Genomic DNA, 20,939 nt, shown 5'->3' on the forward strand with positions numbered 1-20,939 from the left:
AAATAGTAAACGTTCAAGGCTGTGAACTTATGTGGGGGTTGCTAGAGTTAAATATGCGGTGACACATACGGACCCGTGCCAATGCGGGGGCGAGTGTTGATTCTCAGAGCGGTCTCATACGCCGCTTCTCAAGGGTTCAATTCCCGTCAAGACTAGCATATCGGGATGTGGAGAAGTTTGGAGTTCTCGCTTGCCTTGGAAGCAAGAGATCGCAGGTTCAAGTCCTGCCACTCCGACCATCGGGAAGTAGCTGAAATAGATTAGCGGCGGCGTGAAATACCGTAGATGTTAGTGCGTTACCAACCTTTTCGACCGTATGCTCTCTTAATTTAATGGAATTTTATGTTCATTTTTAGTTATGCACTAATCTTAACTTCATTTATTTTGTGAAGTAAAGATTAGTGCATAACTAAAAATCCCTCACGCCATGTGGCGCAAGGGATTGGGGAATTAGTACAACGTGATATATTGATCGCGTTCCCATTGGTGGACTTGTGTACGGTACATGTCCCACTCAATTTCTTTCAGCTCATAGAAGTGAGCCAGGGCGTGGTCGCCGAGAGCATCACAGATGACTTCGCTGCGGATCAATTCGTTCAATGCTTCTTTCAGGTCAGCTGGCAAGCTTGGAATGCCTTCTTCCACGCGCTCTTCTTCTGACATGATGTAGATGTTACGGTCAATCGGAGCTGGCAAGGACAGCTCACGTTTGATTCCATCCAAACCTGCTTTCAGCAAAACAGCCAAGGCAAGGTAAGGGTTCGCAGCCGGATCCGGGTTACGTACTTCAACACGTGTGCTCAGACCACGGGAAGCTGGAATACGGATCATTGGACTACGGTTACTAGCAGACCAAGCTACATAACAAGGTGCTTCGTAACCTGGTACAAGACGTTTGTATGAGTTCACAGTTGGGTTCGTAATTGCTGCAAACGCACGCGCATGCTTCAAAGTTCCAGCCATGAAGTGACGTGCAGTTTTGCTCAGACCCAGCTCGTCCGACTCGTCTACGAATGCGTTCACTTTGCCTTGGAACAAGGATTGGTTACAGTGCATACCGGAACCGTTCATACCAAACAGTGGTTTCGGCATAAAGGTAGCATGTAGACCATGCTGACGTGCAATCGTTTTAACAACGAGTTTGAACGTTTGGATCTGGTCTGCTGCTTTTAGAGCATCAGCATATTTAAAGTCGATCTCATGCTGACCTGGAGCTACCTCATGGTGGGAAGCTTCGATCTCAAAGCCCATTTCTTCAAGTGTGATAACAATGTCACGACGACAGTTTTCACCAAGATCCGTAGGCGCTAGGTCGAAATATCCACCTTGGTCATTCAGTTCATTAGTCGGGTTTCCTTTTTCGTCTGTTTTGAACAAGAAGAACTCTGGTTCAGGACCGACGTTGAAGGAAGTGAATCCCATTTCTTCGGCTTCTTTCAGGTTTCGTTTCAAGATGCCACGCGGATCTCCTGGAAACGGATTACCATCCGGAAGATATACGTCGCAAATCAGTCGAGCAACACGGTTCTCGGCTACCCAAGGGAAAATCAGCCAAGAATCGAGATCCGGATAGAGGTACATGTCGGACTCTTCAATACGCACATAACCTTCAATGGAAGATCCATCAAACATCATTTTATTGTCCAGAGCCTTAGTAAGCTGGCTCACAGGGATCTCAACGTTTTTGATTGCTCCAAGCAAATCGGTAAATTGCAAACGAATGAATCGTACATTTTCTTCTTTTGAGATACGTAGTATGTCTTCTTTAGTAAAACTCACGATACCCTCTCCCTTTCTTCTCTGCGTATTTGGCTTGCCTGTTATATTTGTACATTAGAATATTGCATGGGTCAAGGAGTCCTCCTACCCAAAAGCAGGATTTCCCCTGACTTACGAGGTTATACGAACTTATTTTTTATTAAAGAAACGGGAAAGCTCTCCCTGGATGAGAGATACTTGTCCAGGTCTCTTACCTGACACCAGTTGTTGTTTAAGCAGACGGTGTAGTTGGGAGTCCGATAGTTCTCTACGTTTCACTTCCGTATCGGCTGTAATAACAGTCGCTTCTTCTGACTCTTTAGATACAGGATTCATCACTTGTTTAATGCCTGCAATGTTAACTCCTTTTTCAATCAGAGCCTTGATTTCCAGCAATCGTTCTACGTCATTGAAAGAGAACAAACGCTGATTACCTGACGTTCTCGCAGGAACAATCAAACTGTGCTGCTCATAATAACGAATCTGACGCGCGGACAGATCCGTAAGTTTCATTACAATACCTATCGGGAATAAGGCCATATTTCTGCGAATTTCGTCACCCATCATTCATCAACCTTCCAGTCATCTATTCTTCACTCTATTGTACATTTAGTTATTACTAAGTGTCAATGATGTGTTAGATAAACTCACAATAATTTGCGTTCTTTCATGGTCTGTAATGACATCAAAACGCCATATTTAACATGAGAGTACGTTAAACCGCCCTGCATATAGCCAATAAAAGGCTCACGGATAGGCGCATCTGCCGACAATTCAAGGCTTCCACCCTGTATAAACGTACCTGCCGCCATGATGACAGGGTGCTCGTAACCCGGCATGTCCCAAGGTTCAGGAACTACATGGCTATCTACTGCAGCAGCCCGCTGTATTCCTTGCACAAAGGCAATTAAATGCTCGGCCGAACTGAATTGAACAGCCTGAATCAGATCTGTACGCATCTCGTTCCATGCCGGTTTGGTTACAAATCCGGATGCAGCAAACATCGCCGCAGCGAATGTGCTCCCTTTAATGGCCTGTCCTACAATTGTCGGAGCCATGTAAAGTCCTTGGTAGATGCCACGAGTTGTTCCCAACATCGCGCCAACCTCACCGCCAATTCCAGGAGCAGTCAAACGATAGGCAGCCAATTGCACGTACTTTTCCTTCCCGCATATGTATCCACCGGTTTCCGCTAGACCTCCACCAGGATTTTTAATCAGTGAACCTGCCATCAGGTCTACCCCGATTTCAGTTGGTTCACGTTCCTCCGTGAATTCACCATAACAGTTATCCACAAATATGATGACATCTTCCTTGATCGCCTTTACACGTGTAACCATATCAGCGATTTCTTCAATACAGAAGGAAGATCTCCAATCATATCCTCTGGAGCGTTGAATACCAATGACTTTTGTCGCTGCATTGATACTTTTCTCTACCGCCGCCCAATCTACTCCGCCATCTTCTAACAGAGCCGTCTCTTGATAGCCAATTCCGAAATCCCGTAATGATCCTGTTCCATCACCAGGCTTGCCAATGACTTTATGCAATGTGTCATAGGGCTTACCCGTAATGTACAACAACTCGTCACCTGGACGAAGTACACCGAACAAAGCTGTAGCAATAGTATGTGTACCTGATGCAAAATGGGGACGCACCAGTGCCGCCTCTGCACCAAACACATCGGCATACACTTCATCAAGCACCTCACGCCCGCGATCGTTATAAGCGTACCCCGTTGAACCCGCAAAGTGAAAATCACTGACTTTTCTACGCTGAAAAGCATTGATTACTTTCCATTGGTTATGATCGGTGATCCGGTCAATCTGTTGCAATTGCCCCTCAATCTGACGTTCAACCTGTCGTTGAAGTTCAATAATCTCTGAATCAAAGCTTGCCATCTTGCTTCATTCCCCTTCATAGCACGAATCTGACGTCAAACATCAATTATCGTGTCAACTTATCATACAAATATGTCATCGATGTTACAGTTGTATGAAATCTTCAAGTAAATAACCGAATTTCTCATATTCGCCTTTTTGCAGTTCCACTTCATAAATTACATCATTATCTTCAAATGTGGTCTCAACAACATCGCCTATTTTGTAAAGTACAGATGTAAGATCGCCACGCTCAGCCGGAATACGGAACCGTTTGGTAGCGCCAGTCAATTCAGCCTGGATAAGCTCACGAATTTTCAGCAAGTCATCTGCATCTAGAGCGCTCACTTTGATATGTTCTTTATCCAAAGGAAGCATCTCAAGCTGCTCCGGTGTACAAGCATCCTTTTTGTTATACAATACCAATTGAGGCTTGTCCCCTGAACCCAGTTGCTGCAAAATCGTGTGTACAGTTCTCATCTGGTCTTCACGCATTGCAGATGATGCATCGACCACATGTAATATAAGGTCCGCTTCATTCACTTCCTCCAGCGTTGCCCGGAAAGCCGCAATCAGATCATGAGGAAGGTTTTGTATAAACCCAACCGTATCTGTGAGTACGATTTCTTTACCACTTGGCAGTTCCATCGTCCGTGAGGTTGGATCCAGTGTGGCAAACAGCTGGTCTTGAATATACACATCTGCGGCCGTTAATTGTTTAAGCAAGGTGGATTTACCCGCATTCGTATAACCTACAAGGGCTACCTGAACGATCCCCGTCTTCTTGCGACGTTCCCGGTGCAGCTTGCGATGACGTGTCACTTCTTCCAAATGACGCTTCAAGTCATCTATGCGGCCACGAATATGTCGACGATCCGTCTCCAGTTTACTTTCACCTGGACCCCGCGTTCCAATTCCGCCACCAAGTCTGGACAAATTCTTTCCGTGACCCGACAAACGTGGTAACAAATAGCTCAACTGAGCCAACTCAACCTGGATAATACCTTCTCTTGTGTTGGCGCGCTGCGCAAAGATATCCAAAATCAGCTGGGTGCGGTCAATAATTTTGAGATCCAACGCTTCTTCCAGGTTACGAACTTGAGCACCGGACAGCTCCTGGTCAAAAATAGCTGTTGTTGCTCCCATTTCCTCAGCCACTGCACGAAGTTCTTCCACTTTCCCCTTACCAATGAACCATTTGGTGTCCCGGGTTTTCAGGTTCTGTGACAATACACTCAGCACTTCCACGCCTGCCGTCTCGGCCAGTTTTACCAACTCCTCAAGGGAGTACTCCGGGTTAATACCCGAACGTTTGACCTCATCGGTAACCAGACTCACCAACACGGCGCGATCCTTCTTCACCATATCTGTATCATGTGTTCCATTTGTCATCGTGTATATTCACTCCTTCTATTACGTTTCCGCATATATTCTGTGCCACCATGGTTCCATGGCATGCTTTAAGCCGAACCGGTTAACCCGGCCGGCTGCGTTAAAAATTATATTATCGCTTACTTTTGCTCAAACTTCAAATCCTCTGTGCGGATGGTCATCAGCTCTAGTTTTCCCGGATTTCCCTGGGTATACTGTTCCAATAGTCGAACTGCCTGATGGCGAATCGATCGTTCAATGGCATTTCGGACATATCGGGCATTGCTGAACGCATGAAGAGATTCATTTTTTTCCTGAAGCAGATGCTGCTTTAGTTTGAGTATGGTCTGTGGCATGAGAATATAGTCACGTTCCTTAGCCATAATCTCGGAGATTTGAATCAATTGATCAATGCTATAGTCCGGAAATTCAACCTGGATCGGAAAACGGGAAGGTAATCCGGGATTCGTCTGCAGAAAAAAATCAATCTCTTCCGAGTATCCCGCCAAGATGAGGATAAATTGATTCTTATTATCTTCCATTGACTTCACAAGTGTGTCGATAGCTTCCTTCCCAAAATCCTTCTCGCCCCCGCGAGCCAGACTGTATGCCTCATCAATAAATAAGATTCCACCCAATGCCTTTTTGACCAAATCCCTCGTTTTTTGTGCCGTATGCCCGATGTATTCCCCGACCAAGTCTGCACGTTCCACTTCAATCAAATGACCCTTACTCAATACACCCATCTTCTGAAACAGCTTCGCAACGATTCGTGCTACCGTTGTTTTTCCGGTTCCCGGATTGCCTTTGAAAATCATATGATACACGTGCGCCCCACTTATCAGTCCAGCTTCGGTACGCATTTGGGCAATCTGTAAGAAAGCATAGATTTCAAATACTAAATCCTTGATATTTTCGAGTCCAACCAGCTGCTCCAATTCACCTTGAATCTCCTGAAAATGCGCATGTTTGGCTAAACCTTTTGCCGCTTGTATTGCCGTCTCTTCTTCTTTGACCAGCATCTGAGGTTCCTGGTTACGCAAAACAACATTAATTTGTCTGGATGGTCTGCCTCCCGGTTGCCCTCCTGCAGCCATGACCCGTCCGTTCATTCGCCATCACCTCTATTTTATCGGGCTGAACTCTCCTGATTATTAATGTATTCTATCAGGTGCTCTAATATTAGAAGGATGGCGAAGAATTCTGCGACTTTTCCATGACTTAAATCTGAATATTTTTTCTGAACTCCCCATTCTCAAACAAGGTTTGTCTATGCTTCAAGGACAGTTGGAAATACGGAAACACATGAGCATCAATGGCATGCAACAATTCCTTGGCTGTCCGGTTCGCCAGATCATAATCCCCCGTCGTAATGTGCTTACGTGAAAGAGCATCTTCAAGTTCATCTTCGTCCAGCAAAAATATTTCTCCATCCTTCAGGACAACGACATCCAGATACAGATCATCAAACCACGGAACACCTTGATCGGTTATGCCCTGGCTGCGGCATGTATCAATGTACCATTCAACAATTCGCTCCTGATCGTCAAACATGGCCGTAACAACAAAGTGCTCGCCTTTCGGATAATACTGCAACCAGGAATAACCTTTATCCGCAATGCAGAAGGTGCTTCCTCCATAGGTTTTCCACAAAGGCTCTTTCAAATCTTGTATTGTATACAACGTAATGTAACCCGTAAAAATTTTGGATTGAACGAACCGGCATGTAAATTGTCGGTTCGTAATCCGGCGCCAGTTCGCGCGGTCCCCGAATTTCCGTTTCATACGAACCCCTCTTTGCCGACCACAGGTCCGTGACCTGCTGATATTGGTGAACAGCGAATAACGTCCGCATTACCGATTCCACAAGTGCCTGAATCCGCTTTGCACAACGTATTACGAATAGTTACAGCTTACCATATTTAAGTTATACACTCAAAATCAAGCTTTGCCCCATCTATTAGAGAGTTATGGTTCCACTCCAATGGTTATACAAACCAAAAAACCTGCTTCCCCAATATGAGGGAGCAGGTTTTAGGTTGTAATGATTTAATGCGCCTTATTCTTGTTAACCGCCAGTTCCAGTTTGAGAATCTGTCGGTGCATTCGTTTCTCCATTGTTGCCGTTGTTTCCACTATCTGGTGGCGTGACCACTTCGCCCGGTGTCGTCACAGATCCATCATTGGAACCCTCACCCGTACCTCCAGGTTCTGTTGTTCCCTGTCCAGGCGGTGTGTTTCCTTCTCCGGTCTGTCCGTTCCCTTGACCTGTCCCGCCGTTGTTTCCGTTGTTTCCATTATTGCCGTTACCAGTGTTGCCATTTTCATTTCCGTTGCCATTGTTACCCTCAGAACTTCCATTCCCCGGCGAACCGTTGTCTGGATTTTCTGTTCCAGGCTGTTCTGTGCCCGGTTCCGTCCCTGGCTCCGTGCCCGTATCTGGCTGTTCCGGTTCCAATTCCTCCGCTTCAATCATCAGCGATATGATATTGGACGGATCAGTCTCCAGTCCCGTAGCTGAATCAACAGCTGTCACATAGTATTCGTAGGTGAGACCCGGGAGTGCACCTAGATCCTGCGCACTGGTCGAACCAACCGCATCTAATAGATGGGTGAACTGTCCCTCAGATGTCTCTTTTCTGTAAATCCGATACTGTGTCGAGGAATCTCCCGTTGCAGTCCAATTCAATGATACAGTTTGCGTAGATGAATCATACGCACCATTCAAACCACTCACTGAAAGTGTTGGTTTCTCTGGTTCTTTCTCCGGTGGAGGTGTCTGGGCTCCTGCTGGAGCTTCGAAGTCCTTCACAGGAACTCCTTTCAACGCATCCCCCATAACTTTGGCAAAGAACGCCGCTGATAGCTTACTGCTATTTTTGAGCATATGGGTTGCATCAGGATTGTCGTAACCCATCCATACTGCAGCAGTCCATTCTGGCGTGTATCCGACGAACCAAACATCACGGTTGGCACTGTTGCCGGAGATACCACTTTGAACGGTTCCCGTCTTACCGGCAACTGGTCGATCCAGACGTGCTGAACGACCTGTACCGTCATTCACGACATTTTGCAGCATCTTAGTCAAGGAATAAGCATTTTGCTCACTCATAACACGTGTCGTTTCCGATTTATCGTGTTTATAGGTCGTTTTTCCCGCGCTATCCTTAATTTCCTTAATGGAATACGCCTGCTGGTACTCACCCAGATTGGCGAATGCACTATAGGCTTGCGCCATTTCCAGCGTATTCGTACCTTTGCTAAGACCACCCAGCGCAATCGCCAGGTTTTTGTCTTCATCCGTAAGTTGGATACCTACGCTTTTTGCAAACTGAACACCTGTATTCACACCAATTTTGTTTAGGAGCCATACTGCCGGGATATTCTCCGATTTTGTAATGGCATCCGTCATACTAATGGTTGAAGAATAACCATGCAAGTTACCCGGGCAGTAATTTCCGAAGCATTGCTTTTCATTACTGAGAGCTGAGTTTGCATTGTAATTACCTGATTCAAGAGCCGGTGCATAAGTCACAATCGGTTTAAATGCCGATCCAGGCTGTCTGCGGCTCTGTGTTACCCGGCTGTAGCCTTTTGTTTGATAATCCCGTCCGCCCATCAAGGCGACGAGACTGCCATTTTCATGGTTCATAATTACCATGGAACCTTGAACTGGCTGATCGTCTTTACTTGACTCAAACAAACTGTCATCCGAGAAAGCACTTTCCATGGCTGTTTGAGCCTGAGCATCCATCGTCGTGTAAATTTTGTACCCGCCGATATTCAGATCATCCTCCGTTTTACCAGTCACTTTTTCCGCTTCACGAAGAACATAGTCGATAAAGGCTTGGTACTTTTGATCTTTCTCAGGCGGTGTATAGTCATAATCTACTTCTTTGGCTTCATCCATTTCCGCCTTGGTGATGTAACCTTGCTCATACATCAGCTGCAATACCACAGCACGTCGTGCCTTGGAATCGTTGGGATTGCTCAGCGGGTTATAGGCAGAAGGCCCTTTAGGCATCGCTGCCAATGTGGCAATTTGCCAGATCTTCAACTCATTAAGGTCAGACACTCCAAAATAAAATTCAGACGCAGCCTTAATTCCATAACGCTGATGACCGAAGAAAATCCGGTTCAGATACATCGTCAGAATTTCGTCTTTTGAGTACTTGCGCTCCAATGCCATTGCAATGGAAACCTCTGTCGCTTTACGGAAGAAGGTCTTGTCACGGGACAAGAACATATTTTTCGCAAGCTGCTGAGTCAGCGTACTGCCACCCTCCACCATGGAGCGGGCCATGACGTCTTTAACCGCTGCACGTCCGATAGACCAGATATCCACGCCCTGATGCTCGTAGAATCGTTTGTCCTCCGTAGCAACAAAAGCTTCCTTTACTAGATCCGGAATATCTTCTTCATTGACCGGCTCCAGCTTTTGAATGGACAACTCGCCCATTAACTGTCCGTTACGATCATATACTTTTGAAGTTTCATTGATTGTTGTTTTGTCCTTGTTGGCTTTGAGCAGATTTTCCCCACTCACCATAATAAATAAATATCCACCCAGTGCACAAAATATGGCGATTGCCATGGTGAAAAACAGTGTCCATCCAACGCGTTTACCCGTAATTTTTTTCTTTTTAGAGGTCTTTGGCTTCGCTTTTTTGGTTGACTTGTTATTACTGTTGCGATTGTTAGACCTCGACAACGGATCGTTTGGCATGTTACCTCCTGACTCCCTTTCAGTTGCATAATTTCTATTCGTCTACTGGCTCAAGCTCCTATTGAGCTTATTTTGCCCGGAATGAAAAGAACAACCCTTATTCAGGTTGCTCTGTTTCGATTCCTATACATGTAGACGAAATGGTTGATAAAAAGGTTTCGTAATTTTTTAAGCTTCGCCGCTATTATCTTGCTGCATCAGCGATACGCTGCGTTGCGGCGTGAACGTGGAGATGGCGTGCTTGTAGACCATTTGCTGGCGTCCGTCGCTGTCAATGACGATCGTAAAATTGTCAAATGCCTTGATCGTTCCGCGGATTTGAAAGCCATTGGTCAGATAGACCGTAGCTGGAATGTTTTCTTTCCGCAGTTGGTTCAAGAACGTATCTTGGATGTTGATGGACTTGTTCATTAGCCGTACCCCCATTGGTTCATTTGAATTCGTGTTATAAGTAATATTCAATATCGCTGAGTAGCTTTCGTGCTATTATATCATGAACGGATTCATATAATCCACAAAAACCCCTTGCCTGCTATTTTGCACCTATGCCTGAGCTTCGCTTGCAACTAGAAGACTTATCCATTATACACCGCTTGTCAGAATTGCAAAAGAGGGACAAATTCTACCCTTTTCCACGTTTCCCTTCTACTTTTCTGGATCTGTATATGTTTTCCCTTCTTCTCTGGCCAACGTCATATTTTTCCGATTCTTTCTATCATGGATTAAGAGTTTGAGGTATGTATTGGTATTGATGAGAACAATAATTAACCAAATTAAGGCGACAAGACCTCCAATGGCAAAACCAATTCCAAATAATCCTGAGAAAAAGAGATATAAACTCGCTACTCCGCTCGGTTCTGCACTCATAAAATCTCCCCCTTCACCTTACAAACAAAATCAAATGGCCTGTCATGTGAATTCATTTTAATATTTATGTTATTTTTTTACAATGCATTTCTTTGCTTAAATCTACATAGAACTCCGAATATTCCCTCTTTTAATAACATCATTTCATATAAAAAAAGTAAAAACCTCTACCTTTTATTTCTAAAAGATAGAGGTTCTAAAGTCCTAATCGGTGGCAAATTCCACCTTCGATATTCAGTCAAACTTACGTTTGATCATCTCACATACATGGGCATAATTCCCTGCAAAATCTTCGGTATCCGTCATATCCACCCATTCAATGTCTTTCATATGCCGGAACCAGGACAATTGTCGCTTGGCAAAACGACGTGTATCCCTTTTCAGCCACTCTACCGCAGCCTCCCAGCTTACTTCACCCTGAAGATAAGCCGCAATTTCCTTATAACCGAGCCCCTGCATGGAGATATGTCCTCTCGCTACGCCGCGCTCCAGTAAAGACTTGACCTCATCTACCAAACCCTGCTCGATCATAAGATCAATTCGCTCTTCCACTCGGGCATACAGTTTCTGACGATCCATTGTCAAACCCACAATAAGCAGGTCATATGGAGACTCTTTCTTCTGGGAAGCCAGCTGCTCGGACAACTTCTCACCTGTAAGGTGATAGATCTCCAGTGCACGAACAATTCGGCGCTGGTCATTCGGATGCAGTCGTTCTGCGCTAACCGGATCAATGACCCTCAGCTTATCATGTAACGCCTGCGGGCCATGTTGCTCTGCATAACGGAACTGTTCATCCCGGAACGCTTCATCTGAGCCGCTGTCCGAGAATTGAAAGCCGTAACATACCGATTCCACATACAGACCGGTGCCACCAACAATAAAAGGCAACTTGCCGCGCTCATGGATTTCCCCAATCAGACGTGTGCAGCTCTCCTGAAATTCCGCCACGGAATAGGGGTATTCCGGTTCATGGATGTCGATGAGGTGATGAGGCACACCCTTCATTTCATCGCGAGTAATTTTGGCCGTCCCGATATCCATTTCGCGATATACCTGCATGGAATCCCCCGAAACAATCTCACAATTGAACGCCTGTGCAAGCTCAATACTCATTCTTGTTTTGCCTACCGCTGTTGGTCCAACCAGCACAAGCAGCTTCGGTTTAACTTCCGCTTTCAACATTAATCACTCCGTACAGTGTTTTTGCATTGCCCCGGTCATGTACTTCAAAACCGAGTCTTGTGAACTCCGCGCTGCCGCGCTTCTCTTTCATAACTACCCGCTTGCGAGCAACTCTTTTCGCTTCAATAATGCTCTGTTCATCCAGTGCATTTGGATTCGCATAATCTCGCAAAGGCTGAATGGCGCTTGAATCAAGCATTGGTTCACGGAACATCGGATCGAAATATACCGTGTCACAGCTTCGGTCTGGCAAGGAACGCAGCAAATCGAGATGATTCGCATGCCGCAGCTCAATGCGCCGGAAAGCTTCGTTTACCGCAGGCTTAATGCTCTCGTACTGAGACATGCCTTCTACTAATAACGTATACAGTGGCAGGGAGCTTTCACAGGCGATGACCCGACCACTTTTGCCTACAGCAACCGAGAATACCAGTGCATCTGTACCCAATCCTGCCGTACAATCGATAACGGTATCCCCTTCAAGGATCGCCCCCGCGTCCAGCATCGGATCAGCTTCTCCTTTTAACACACGTTTGGCCCGAACAAATCCCATACTGGGGTGAAACTCAAGCAGCGGTGAATCCGGACGAAACAAACGAACTTTACCCTGAAGCACAACTATAATCTCATCAATCTCATAATGTGCAATCATTGCAGGTAAAGACATCCTTTTGCGTGGTACATAGGTTCCTCCCGTTGTTTCAGCAAGGTTTCGTGCACGTTCCACAAGGTGGCCTGCTTCCTTTTCACCGGTTGTAATATACATAATTTCCTCCTAAATAGCTACATGACCCGTTTAAACAATTTCTCCAGATCATAGGTTGAAAATGACACCACAATCGGTCTCCCGTGTGGACAAGTATACGGTTGACGGCAAGAACCAAGACGCTGAATCAACACTTCCGCCTCCTGATCCGTCAATTTCTGATTGGCTTTGATGGATGCCTTGCAAGAGCACATGATCGACGCCGCTTCTCGCATCTTGGCAACATCAATACTACGTTCACTCAGCACCCATTCAGACATCTCTTCAATAATGTCTTTCTCATCCCCCTTGGGGAACCAGAACGGGTGGGAACGCACCCGGAAGGTCTGCCCACCGAAATGTTCCAAATAGACACCCGCCTGCTCGAACCAAGCCAGTCTTGTTTTGAGCTTTTCCGTCTCGGATGGTGTGAACTCCAGTGTAATGGGCAGCAGCAACTCCTGCGAAGCCTGAGCCGGATTGCCAAACTGCTCGTAATAATACTCATAATTCACCCGTTCATGGGCTGCATGCTGATCAATCAGATATAGACCATCTTGATTTTGTGCAATCAAGTACGTCCCGTGGTGCTGCCCAATCAGGCTTAGTTCAGGAAACGCAGGCATAGAAACATCCGATTTAACGGCAGATGCCAGCCTTGCCGGGTCAGGTAAACTTGGAGCTTTCCAGCTCCGCTCTCCTTTTGCAGCCACCGCAGATGGATTATAAGATGAACGCCCTTCTCTAACCGGAGAATTCATCGAATTGGAACGATACGCAGAAGTCGGAGCCTGTGAAGTCGATAGCCCCTTATCTTCAGTTGAAGGTAAGGCATCTTGCGCAGCACGATCTGTAGCAGCACCGGTACTTCCACTCACAGCAGAAGCTGAATCGCTATGGGAATTTTCGTCATCACTATAATTCTTCAAAACATTAGATCCTGAGTCCCCGCTCAACATCCCAAATGGATCATAGGATGGTGGTATCTCGGGTGGAGCTTCAGGCAACGGCAGCGTCTGACCCTCACCGTTACCATCAGGCTCTGATTGCACATCAGCCGGAGCCACATCAGCTGGAGCATCCAGATCATCGTCCTCTGAAGTCATTTTAGTGAGTCCAGCATATTTCCCCAATGGACCCTGTTGCCCATACCCTGCGGATTCCGTTTCCTCCTTTAGAGGACCTCTCGGGAACAGGAACTGTTCCTGGATAAAGGAACTGTTATCTCCACGTCTGATTTGCTGCTTGGTTACCTGTGGAATGAGCACTTCCTTCCGCAAAATTCCACGCAGTGTCGTTTCCACAAACTCATACAGCTCCGCTTCCTTGCTGAAACGAACCTCCAGCTTCGCCGGATGCACGTTCACATCGACCAGGGATGGATGCATTTCCAATTGCACCACGACAAGTGGGAACCGATTAATGGGCAGCAACGTATGATACGCCTTCAGAATAGCCTGGTTGAGCCCGTAATTCCGAATAAAGCGTCCATTCACAATGGTCGACATGCCACCACGATTGGCACGAGTCCATTCCGGCAAACTGATCAGCCCGCTCACTCGATAGTCCAGACTCTCTCCCTGAATGGGGAGCATCGCTTTGGCGGCACTAGTACCATAGATCGCTGCAACCACTTGCAGCAGATCCCCATTGCCCAGCGTCTGAAGCAGTGTATTTTCATTATGACGCAGCGTGAACGAGATGTTAGGATGAGACATTGCCATACGATAGAGAACATCCGAGATATGTCCCAGCTCGGTCTGGATCGTTTTCATATATTTAAGCCTGGCTGGCGTATTGAAAAATAGTTCTTTCACCTCAAAGTCCGTGCCTTGGGGTGAGGTTTCATCCTCATGTGAGAGAAGTTTGCCTCCCTCAATCACAATTCGTCTTCCTCGCCCATCATTCCCACTGGCCGATAACACTTCCACTTTGGAGACAGCGGCAATACTCGCCAAGGCTTCTCCCCGGAATCCAAGACTTGTGATCTGGAACAAATCGCGGCCATGAGCTATTTTACTAGTTGCATGACGATAGAAGGCCTTTTCCATATCCTCCGGCTCGATACCGGAACCATTGTCTTTGACCCGAATGCGGAGCAGTCCGCCCTCTTCCACCGTAACATCAATCTTGGAGGCGCCTGCATCCACCGAGTTTTCGAGCAGCTCCTTAACGACTGAAGCAGGTCGTTCGACCACCTCACCTGCCGCAATCTGGTTGGCAATATGTTCATCAAGCACATGAATTTTCGCCACAGGTTTTCCCCTCCCCTATACTCAGGATAATTGCTGTGCCTTTAATTTGAGATCATTCAGTATTTGCATCGCCTGAAGCGGCGTCATGTTCATTACATCAATATCCTTCATATTACGAATAAACTCCCGAGCAGGCTTGTCAAGGGCAACTACCTCCGTTTTCGGAGTTACACTTGGCTCTTCATCTCCAAAGATGGACAATTGAACCACATCAGCATGTTTGGAGACTGCCTGCTGCTTGCCATTTTGTTTTTTGTCCTGTTGTTTCTGTACTGGAGCTTCAGTCGCAGCAGTGAGTTCGACAGGTTCTATAGATTCCTGCTCCCGAATCAACGATGAATGATCTGTGGACTGGAACTCTGCACCGACTCGAGCATGATCACCCGATTGCTGCTTGTCATTCCCGGCAAATTCGCTGCCAACCGCAACCTGAGCCGCCGCATGCTCGAAACCGTGCAGCAAGCCATTCGCCCGCTCAATGATACTGTCCGGCAGTCCTGCAAGCCGTGCACAATAGATCCCGTAGCTGCTGCTGGCAGCCCCGGCAATCAATTTACGTAGGAAATTGACCTTGTCCCCGCTCTCCTGAACGGCCATGGAGTAATTCGCCAACTTGTCCAAACTCTCTTCCAGATGAGCAAGCTCATGGAAATGAGTTGATACCAGCGCTTTGCACCCAATGATATCGTGCACATATTCAATGACAGACTGGGCAATCGCCATTCCCTCACTGGTAGACGTTCCCCGACCCAGTTCATCGATAATAATCAGACTGCGTGGTGTTGCTTTATCCGTCATGACCTGAATGTCGGCCATCTCCACCATAAACGTACTTTGTCCACCGATGAGATCGTCTGCCGCACCAATCCGTGTGAAAATACGATCCATAATCGGTACTTCAGCTTGTCCTGCCGGCACGAAACAGCCGATCTGAGCCAGAATCGAAATCAGCGCCACCTGCCGCATATACGTACTTTTCCCCGCCATATTCGGACCGGTAATCAGCAGAATGCGCGCCTCTTCCTTCTGCATCGCAGTATTGTTGGCGATAAAAGCACCATCTCGCATCACCGCTTCAACCACCGGATGGCGCCCCTGTTCCACAACCAAATCGTAACCATCGGTCAATGTAGGCCGTACGAAATTACGCTCTGCACTGATGACGGCAAAGGATTGATACACGTCAATCTCCGCGACCAGCTCAGCCAGTTTTTGCAACCTGGCGATCTCCTGATTAAGCCGTTCCCGCAGTTCCGCGAACAAGCCGTACTCAATATCGACCATCTTGTCCTGAGCTTCCAGAATCAGCGTCTCTTTTTCTTTCAGCTCCGGTGTAATATAACGCTCAGCATTCGCAAGGGTTTGTTTCCGCTCATAACGGCCTTCTGGCAGAGAAGCCAAGTTCGACTTGGTAATTTCAATATAGTACCCAAACACTTTGTTGTAGCCAATTTTCAACGAGCGAACGCCAGTCGCTTCACGTTCTCTGGCCTCCAGTTCAGCAATCCACTGCTTGCCATTCACCGAGGCTTCCCGAAGCTCATCCAACCGCTCGTGGTATCCTTCACGAATTAAGCCACCATCACGCACGGACACAGGCGGCTCATCAACGATAGCCTGACCAATTGCATCTCGCAGATCACTGCAATCATCCATAATACCAGCAATGTGCTGTAGCGTCGTGGAAGGCGAGCCTGCACAATACTGACGTAACCCTGGAATTTTGTCTAGTGACAGCTTCAGTGCATTCAGATCCCGACCGTTAGCATTACCAAAGGCAATTCGACCCACCAGGCGTTCCAAATCGTAGATGTCTTTGAGTTCTGCACGCAGATCTTCCCTCAATATAAACTGGTTATACAGCGTATCTACCGCTTCCAGACGTTCATTGATTTTTCCTTTTTGCAGCAAGGGTTTATCAACCCAGCGACGTAGCATGCGGGCACCCATAGACGTTTCTGTGCGGTCCAGCAGCCAGAGCAGCGATCCTTTTTTCGAACGCTCACGTACCGTTTCCACCAGTTCCAGGTTACGCCGAGTAAAGGGGTCCAGAATCATAAAGTGATCCGGCTCATACGTTGAAACCTGTGTCAATTGTCCAAGTGAACGTTTCTGTGTCTCACTTAAATAGGAGAAAAGACGCGCTATGCAGGCTTGACGTTCAGGCTCCAGACGTGCCCATACCGCTTCTCCGAATTGCTGACGCACCAAATCTTCCTTGCTCTTCGTCCATGGTGTATACACCACAGGTCGACCAATTGGAGATGCCTGGGTAGCCACCGTATCAAGCAACGCAACATCCCCCACTAGTTCAGAAGGTTCGTAGATTCCGATCTCATCCTTGAGCCACTCTTGTGAGTATGGAACAGAGGTCACGTAGAGCTCCCCTGTGGACAAGTCACAGGCAGCCAGTGCAAGTGTGTTCTGATTCCCTGTCAGGCAAACCATATAGTTATTGGACTTGTCCCCCAAGGTCTTGCCTTCCATTACCGTTCCGGGTGTTATAACTCGTACAATTTCACGCCGCACCATGCCTTTGGTTACCGTTGGATCTTCCATCTGTTCGCAGATGGCTACTTTGTATCCTTTTTCAATCAAGCGCTGTATGTAATTGTCAGCCGAATGATAAGGCACACCGCACATCGGGATTTTATCTTCTCCCCCTCCTGCGCGTGCTGTTAATGTAATCTCTAGCTCACGGGAAGCATTAACCGCATCCTCAAAGAACAATTCATAGAAATCACCTAATCTAAAAAAAAGAAAAGCGTCCTGCGCTTCGGCCTTCACTTGCAAATATTGTTGAATCATTGGCGTATACTGAGCCATGAGTATCCTCCATCCGTTCCAATGTTGTCAGGAAGAGAAGCTGTCTCGGAAGGAACAATAAGGCGGTCAGGCACCTTATTCGTGCCACCGCCTCATGTTTCGGCTTCCGCCGCTTCCCTCACAGGTTGCTGTTCCATTTCTTCCGTAACGATGATTAAAATCGACTTATTTCTCATTATACCAAAAAAGTGCCCACTCTTCATGAACCTGCTCGAATATTCCAGAGTTTACGTATATCCCGACTCTCGTCCCATGTTCTACCCTGTCTTAGCTGGCTAATTAATGGAGCGGCGTAACGTTCATAACGCTCATAACCGTCCATTTGCGTCAGGTCATCCAGCAGTGCCGGAATATGCGCCTGCATTACCTCACGGTTTCCTTCATAAAAAGCAGTATGAATAGCAGCCTTCGCCAAAGGACGTTGACGCAGCTGATGATAACCTCTCGCGATAAGACCAGCTAGAGCAACAACACCTTTGGCAACCAGAGGAGATACCAGAAAACTGGGTAACGTGCGGTATTCAAATCCACCGTAAGATTTCAGTCGAAAATCACCCAATGCCCCATAACGTGGACGCCGGCCTGAACCTCGTGGGTCCTGAAGAACGGCAAGCGGCAATGCTAGATAATTGTCAAGTGCACGCAGCAGCTCCCCATTTAGTGTAACGCCACTGAAATGGATATGTCCGCCGAGCGGCAATCCGCGCTGGGGCATTCCCCCTGCCTGCCAGATCAGCGAGTGATCACTAATACTACGAGATGCAGCCGCAAAGGCTCTCATCAGATGAGCCAGCAGTTCGCGCGGCTCAGAGCTGGGAGCGGGTCGCAGTTCGGCTACCGGATATATTCGTCGTCCACCGATCGTCACGGAATCACAGCCGGCTACGCCTGTTCGTTCGAGAAATCTGGAGGCGGGCACGATTTTGGATTCTGGCATTTGCACAAGTAGGAATTCAGGGTCCATTCCAAGTATGGGGGCTGCATTACGATGCCGCTCTTCATCCAGTTCGGACTGAAGCTGTTTCCAGCCTGCACGGTACATGGCAGAGAGATCTGTCATGCCCTTCCATGGCCTTGGGTCAATCGAGATGACAGAACAACCGCTCTTTCCTGACGCTTCCAGTCTTACAGCGCCGTGATCCAGTCCAACCGTATACAATGTTTTGGTGGCAAGCCGTTCAATACGTTTGAATAACGTTGATGCTGCTTCACGATCCAGCACACTTTCTTGCGCTCCACCCATTCCACTGGTGTCCCTACGTTTGATGCGAATCGCTTGAAGACAGCATATCTCTACATCGTAACGTACACGCAGACCCAACTCCCGGTCACGCCTGCCCTGCGAAGCCAGCACTTCAATCCCGGATCGTTTCAGGCGATCTGCTCGTTCACGAGGGAGCATGCGTTCATATCGGCGCACCGCCTCCTCGGCCTCATCTATCACATTCATCCTGTCCCTCCTCCCAATTCTCGCCCAAAATGAAAAAAGAGGGCTTACGCCCTCTTCACTGCCGCTTGCGGCGCATATGATACCTTAAGTTTATGAATCCATCCAGATCGCTGAGCTTACAGCTCATCGTCAAGCAGGTCGGGATCGAGATCGTCATAATCTCCATCACCACTACCGAAGTCATAATCCTTGTCTTCATAATCTCCACAGCCATCCGTGCACACTTTCACACAAACTTTGGTCTCGGCGACCAGTTCAACAGCGAATTCCCGTTCTACCCGGATAATTACGCTGCCTCCACCTGCCGACACCGTGGCTTCCACACAGCTCGGTTCCTGCGTTGCATCCGCAGATACCTCTACAGTGGCGGCCCGGTGTTTCGGGTCCAGATAGGACAAAGGCACATGTTCTACATACGACACCGTTTCTTTGGCTACATCCGTCTGTGAATTTTTGTCATAGGAATACCAAATGTTGATATCGTAAGTACCAATAACTTCAATTCCGTCCCCCGCTGATACGGCTTCATATTGGTGGTTGATAATCCAAGCCCCCAAAATACTGGTCGGACCATGTGGCGGAGTCACGGTATGTGTTACGGTAGAGAACTTACGACCTTTCCCGCAGATCGCCTTCGTGATGATCTCTCTACATTGATGTTTATGACTCAATGACATCTTTAAACCTCCTCCATACAATCATTCTTTACAAGTGTATGCAGGGCATCCGTCTAGGGTGACAACTATTTTCTATTATTCATTTGTAGATTGGGACCGGTCCGATACCGGAGACGGAGCTTTGTCCTTCTTGGCTATTTTCAGATACAGCGCGAGTTCCCGGCACAGCTGGAGAATAGCTGAACGAATCTCGAATTCTTCCCTTGTATCCGGCAACTCCATTCGCTTGAATTCTTCTTGCACATCTGCGAGAAGTTTTTCTGTACGTCCGGTGTAAGATTCAGTGAGTACATCCTGACTGAGCTGGTCGAACAGCTCCGATACCATTTCCGCATGCGGCATCTTCTGATAGATCTGGGATACCAGATGCATCATATGCTGGATGGAATCCAATTGCGTTTTGCGCATATAAAAGTAAACACTCCATCCCTCGTTCGGATGGATGACCTGATTCTCCAATGAACGTTTGGCTGCTTCAATGCCGCCCAGTACAGCTTTGTCAGCTTCGATCAGTTCTTTCCCTGCCCACACTTCATTCGGATTACGTAGCGTAGCTGCAAACTCCTTAAAGATAACCGAGAATAACTCATCAATTCTTTTGCGAATACGCAGCATCTGCGGGTCCGCAGCCGGCATATACGCCAGATTGACAACCATCGCGGAACCGAGACCAATCAGCAACAGCCCAATTTGGACCAAAACCACATGTACGTCCATTTCACCGCCGCCAAATACCCGGAACACCACGACAGAACCCGTCACAATGCCTTCCTTGAATCCGGCCCGAACGATAACCGGAAATGCAATTAGTATGTAGAACGCCAGCACCCAATAATGGAAGCCAAGAAAGTGAAAAAGTACACTTGCAAATAAAAGCCCCACTACGGAAGCGAAAAATCTCGCAGATATGGTGCGAATACTTCTTTTCCGTGTCACATCAACGCCGAGTATGGCTAACAAGCCCGCCGATGTTGGTCCGGGCAAGCCGCACCAGTCCGCAATCAGCACGGCCATCAGCGCGGCTATTGCGGTTTTAATTACCCTAAAACCCATTAACTCCCTCTCCTCTAAGCTGCAAAAATGTCAAAGCCAGCGACCCATACCTATCCAAGTGAGCGCTTGTCCAATGCCTGACAGCGTGTATCGTCATATATCATATCCCTAGTATTACACATCCTGCCAAAAACCATTTCTTATCT

16 protein-coding genes and 1 tRNA gene are annotated in these 20,939 nt (G+C 47.3%); 1 reads left to right on the forward strand and 16 read right to left on the reverse strand.

Going from position 1 to position 20,939, the window contains the following annotated elements; all coding sequences use genetic code 11:
- The first annotated feature begins 161 nt into the window (after positions 1–161).
- Positions 162–239, forward strand: a tRNA-Pro gene (locus tag BLV50_RS09625).
- 211 nt (positions 240–450) lie between these two features.
- Here the strand turns inward: BLV50_RS09625 and glnA are convergent.
- The 16 genes from glnA to BLV50_RS09705 all read right to left on the reverse strand — a co-directional run bounded on the left by glnA (position 451) and on the right by BLV50_RS09705 (position 20,793).
- Positions 451–1,779 (reverse strand): type I glutamate--ammonia ligase, encoded by a 1,329-nt coding sequence (gene glnA / locus BLV50_RS09630; protein ID WP_063562869.1) that lies wholly within the window; start codon positions 1,777–1,779, stop codon positions 451–453.
- Positions 1,780–1,908: 129 nt separating this feature from the next.
- Positions 1,909–2,322: a MerR family transcriptional regulator gene (locus BLV50_RS09635; protein WP_063563200.1), complete on the reverse strand. Its 414-nt coding sequence runs from the start codon at positions 2,320–2,322 to the stop codon at positions 1,909–1,911.
- An 83-nt stretch (positions 2,323–2,405) separates the two neighbouring features.
- Positions 2,406–3,659 carry a methionine gamma-lyase family protein gene (locus BLV50_RS09640; protein ID WP_064637107.1) on the reverse strand — a complete coding sequence of 418 codons (1,254 nt, stop codon included), beginning with the start codon at positions 3,657–3,659 and terminating at the stop codon, positions 2,406–2,408.
- Between the two features lie 84 nt (positions 3,660–3,743).
- Positions 3,744–5,030 carry a GTPase HflX gene (gene hflX, locus BLV50_RS09645; protein ID WP_024630468.1) on the reverse strand — a complete coding sequence of 429 codons (1,287 nt, stop codon included), beginning with the start codon at positions 5,028–5,030 and terminating at the stop codon, positions 3,744–3,746.
- Between the two features lie 119 nt (positions 5,031–5,149).
- Entirely contained in the window at positions 5,150–6,121 is a 972-nt protein-coding gene (locus BLV50_RS09650) for an AAA family ATPase (protein ID WP_024630469.1), read from the reverse strand.
- 109 nt (positions 6,122–6,230) lie between these two features.
- Positions 6,231–6,794 (reverse strand): ribonuclease FAU-1 family protein, encoded by a 564-nt coding sequence (locus BLV50_RS09655; RefSeq protein WP_076289087.1) that lies wholly within the window; start codon positions 6,792–6,794, stop codon positions 6,231–6,233.
- Between the two features lie 283 nt (positions 6,795–7,077).
- Positions 7,078–9,735 carry a penicillin-binding protein 1A gene (locus tag BLV50_RS09660; RefSeq protein ID WP_090807236.1) on the reverse strand — a complete coding sequence of 886 codons (2,658 nt, stop codon included), beginning with the start codon at positions 9,733–9,735 and terminating at the stop codon, positions 7,078–7,080.
- 168 nt (positions 9,736–9,903) lie between these two features.
- Positions 9,904–10,146 (reverse strand): RNA chaperone Hfq, encoded by a 243-nt coding sequence (gene hfq / locus BLV50_RS09665; RefSeq protein WP_017687918.1) that lies wholly within the window; start codon positions 10,144–10,146, stop codon positions 9,904–9,906.
- Between the two features lie 234 nt (positions 10,147–10,380).
- Positions 10,381–10,602, reverse strand: coding sequence for a hypothetical protein (locus BLV50_RS09670; RefSeq protein WP_064637103.1), 222 nt, complete (start codon positions 10,600–10,602; stop codon positions 10,381–10,383).
- A gap of 234 nt (positions 10,603–10,836) precedes the next feature.
- Positions 10,837–11,784 carry a tRNA (adenosine(37)-N6)-dimethylallyltransferase MiaA gene (gene miaA / locus BLV50_RS09675; RefSeq protein WP_371129240.1) on the reverse strand — a complete coding sequence of 316 codons (948 nt, stop codon included), beginning with the start codon at positions 11,782–11,784 and terminating at the stop codon, positions 10,837–10,839.
- Positions 11,768–12,553 (reverse strand): class I SAM-dependent methyltransferase, encoded by a 786-nt coding sequence (locus BLV50_RS09680; RefSeq protein ID WP_063563082.1) that lies wholly within the window; start codon positions 12,551–12,553, stop codon positions 11,768–11,770. The genes miaA and BLV50_RS09680 overlap by 17 nt, the downstream gene beginning before the upstream one ends.
- Positions 12,554–12,570: 17 nt before the next feature.
- Positions 12,571–14,787, reverse strand: coding sequence for a DNA mismatch repair endonuclease MutL (gene mutL / locus BLV50_RS09685; protein WP_090807238.1), 2,217 nt, complete (start codon positions 14,785–14,787; stop codon positions 12,571–12,573).
- A 21-nt stretch (positions 14,788–14,808) separates the two neighbouring features.
- On the reverse strand, positions 14,809–17,613 hold the full coding sequence (mutS, locus tag BLV50_RS09690; protein ID WP_090807240.1) for a DNA mismatch repair protein MutS: 2,805 nt from the start codon (positions 17,611–17,613) through the stop codon (positions 14,809–14,811).
- A gap of 199 nt (positions 17,614–17,812) precedes the next feature.
- Positions 17,813–19,063 carry a putative amidoligase domain-containing protein gene (locus BLV50_RS09695; protein ID WP_256337911.1) on the reverse strand — a complete coding sequence of 417 codons (1,251 nt, stop codon included), beginning with the start codon at positions 19,061–19,063 and terminating at the stop codon, positions 17,813–17,815.
- Between the two features lie 116 nt (positions 19,064–19,179).
- A complete protein-coding gene (locus tag BLV50_RS09700) occupies positions 19,180–19,740 on the reverse strand; it encodes an outer spore coat protein CotE (RefSeq protein ID WP_053780858.1) in 561 nt (186 codons plus the stop codon).
- Positions 19,741–19,815: 75 nt separating this feature from the next.
- Positions 19,816–20,793, reverse strand: a complete 978-nt coding sequence (locus tag BLV50_RS09705) for an aromatic acid exporter family protein (protein ID WP_063563085.1) — start codon at positions 20,791–20,793, stop codon at positions 19,816–19,818.
- Between the last annotated feature and the right edge of the window lie 146 nt (positions 20,794–20,939).

It is taken from the genome of Paenibacillus sp. 276b (genome assembly GCF_900107875.1).
Taxonomy (GTDB): Bacteria; Bacillota; Bacilli; order Paenibacillales; family Paenibacillaceae; genus Paenibacillus; species Paenibacillus marchantiae.

Excerpts from the sequence above, each read along its gene's own strand:
- BLV50_RS09700 (WP_053780858.1), bottom strand. The coding sequence starts at position 19,740 with ATGTCATTGAGTCATAAACATCAATGTAGAGAGATCATCACGAAGGCG.
- BLV50_RS09705 (WP_063563085.1), bottom strand. The coding sequence starts at position 20,793 with ATGGGTTTTAGGGTAATTAAAACCGCAATAGCCGCGCTGATGGCCGTG.
- BLV50_RS09635 (WP_063563200.1), bottom strand. The coding sequence starts at position 2,322 with ATGGGTGACGAAATTCGCAGAAATATGGCCTTATTCCCGATAGGTATT.
- BLV50_RS09640 (WP_064637107.1), bottom strand. The coding sequence starts at position 3,659 with ATGGCAAGCTTTGATTCAGAGATTATTGAACTTCAACGACAGGTTGAA.
- hfq (WP_017687918.1), bottom strand. The coding sequence starts at position 10,146 with ATGAACAAGTCCATCAACATCCAAGATACGTTCTTGAACCAACTGCGG.
- mutS (WP_090807240.1), bottom strand. The coding sequence starts at position 17,613 with ATGGCTCAGTATACGCCAATGATTCAACAATATTTGCAAGTGAAGGCC.
- BLV50_RS09670 (WP_064637103.1), bottom strand. The coding sequence starts at position 10,602 with ATGAGTGCAGAACCGAGCGGAGTAGCGAGTTTATATCTCTTTTTCTCA.
- BLV50_RS09650 (WP_024630469.1), bottom strand. The coding sequence starts at position 6,121 with ATGAACGGACGGGTCATGGCTGCAGGAGGGCAACCGGGAGGCAGACCA.
- BLV50_RS09695 (WP_256337911.1), bottom strand. The coding sequence starts at position 19,063 with ATGAATGTGATAGATGAGGCCGAGGAGGCGGTGCGCCGATATGAACGC.
- BLV50_RS09680 (WP_063563082.1), bottom strand. The coding sequence starts at position 12,553 with ATGTATATTACAACCGGTGAAAAGGAAGCAGGCCACCTTGTGGAACGT.
- BLV50_RS09655 (WP_076289087.1), bottom strand. The coding sequence starts at position 6,794 with ATGAAACGGAAATTCGGGGACCGCGCGAACTGGCGCCGGATTACGAAC.
- hflX (WP_024630468.1), bottom strand. The coding sequence starts at position 5,030 with ATGACAAATGGAACACATGATACAGATATGGTGAAGAAGGATCGCGCC.
- BLV50_RS09660 (WP_090807236.1), bottom strand. The coding sequence starts at position 9,735 with ATGCCAAACGATCCGTTGTCGAGGTCTAACAATCGCAACAGTAATAAC.